The 1,008-nt window shown below is 63.8% G+C and carries 1 pseudogene and 1 CRISPR repeat array; the pseudogene reads left to right on the top strand.

What is annotated here, in order from left to right:
- Nucleotides 1-399: pseudogene (locus NBX02_RS08210) on the top strand (hypothetical protein); the annotation flags it as partial.
- A 7-nt stretch (nucleotides 400-406) separates the two neighbouring features.
- A CRISPR array of direct repeats spans nucleotides 407-965; the repeat unit is 30 nt; unit sequence GTTTCAATCCCTCCAGGGATGATCACGGAC.
- Nucleotides 966-1,008 lie beyond the last annotated feature (43 nt).

Raw genomic sequence — 1,008 nt, 5'->3', positions numbered from 1 at the left:
GACCGCTGTGAACGCTCAATTCCCGCTTCAGTCCGGTCGTGCCATCAACAGCCATCTGGTCGCGCCGAGTTCGGCGAAGCGGAGCTGAACACGATCGGCTACGTCCTCAGCCGCTACGGCGCCCTGACGGGCCGCGACCTCGAAGTGCTCAGCCACGGCGAACCACCATGGCACGCGGCCAGCCTGGAACGTCGCCCCGGCGCCTCCGCCCCGATCACACTGGAATCCACGCGGGAGTACTTCGCGACAGCCGGCGCACCGGACCGCACCGAGGACGAGCCACTGCTCGACTCCGGCCCCGCCGCCCAGTGGCTCAGCCGCACGGCCGGCCGCCGCCACGGCCCCGAACACCCCGACAACCTCGACGACCTGCGCACGCGACTGAAGCAGAGCGCCTGACACCCGTGTTTCAATCCCTCCAGGGATGATCACGGACCACAACCCGGGCGGGGGAGGGAGTGGATCGGCCCCCGTTTCAATCCCTCCAGGGATGATCACGGACGCCGGCCCACTCCAGGTCCGCCGGGATGGTTGCGGGTTTCAATCCCTCCAGGGATGATCACGGACCGACGGCGTACTCGTACTCGGCTGCGGTCCCCGCCGTTTCAATCCCTCCAGGGATGATCACGGACGATTGCTCAGTATGCCTACGGGGCCGGATTCCGTGGGTCGTTTCAATCCCTCCAGGGATGATCACGGACAAGACAGGAGACAGACCGTACTGCTGAAAAAAATCCTGTTTCAATCCCTCCAGGGATGATCACGGACGTGCTGGAGCTCCTTCTATTGGCAGCGGTCGGAGCCGTTTCAATCCCTCCAGGGATGATCACGGACCACGTACGCGGAAGATCCGGCCGGATGGGTGACAGGTGTTTCAATCCCTCCAGGGATGATCACGGACGAGATATTGAGCGACCGAGACGGATACCAAGCACGTTTCAATCCCTCCAGGGATGATCACGGACGTCCAGCAGACCCAGCACCCCGTTGGCCACCTGGGGTTTCAAT

Origin of the sequence: Protofrankia sp. CiP1_Cm_nod1, from assembly GCF_920888515.1 — a bacterium.
GTDB lineage: Bacteria > Actinomycetota > Actinomycetes > Frankiales > Frankiaceae > Protofrankia.
Note: the sequence above shows the minus strand (reverse complement) of the source record. Positions and strands in the feature narration are given on the sequence as shown.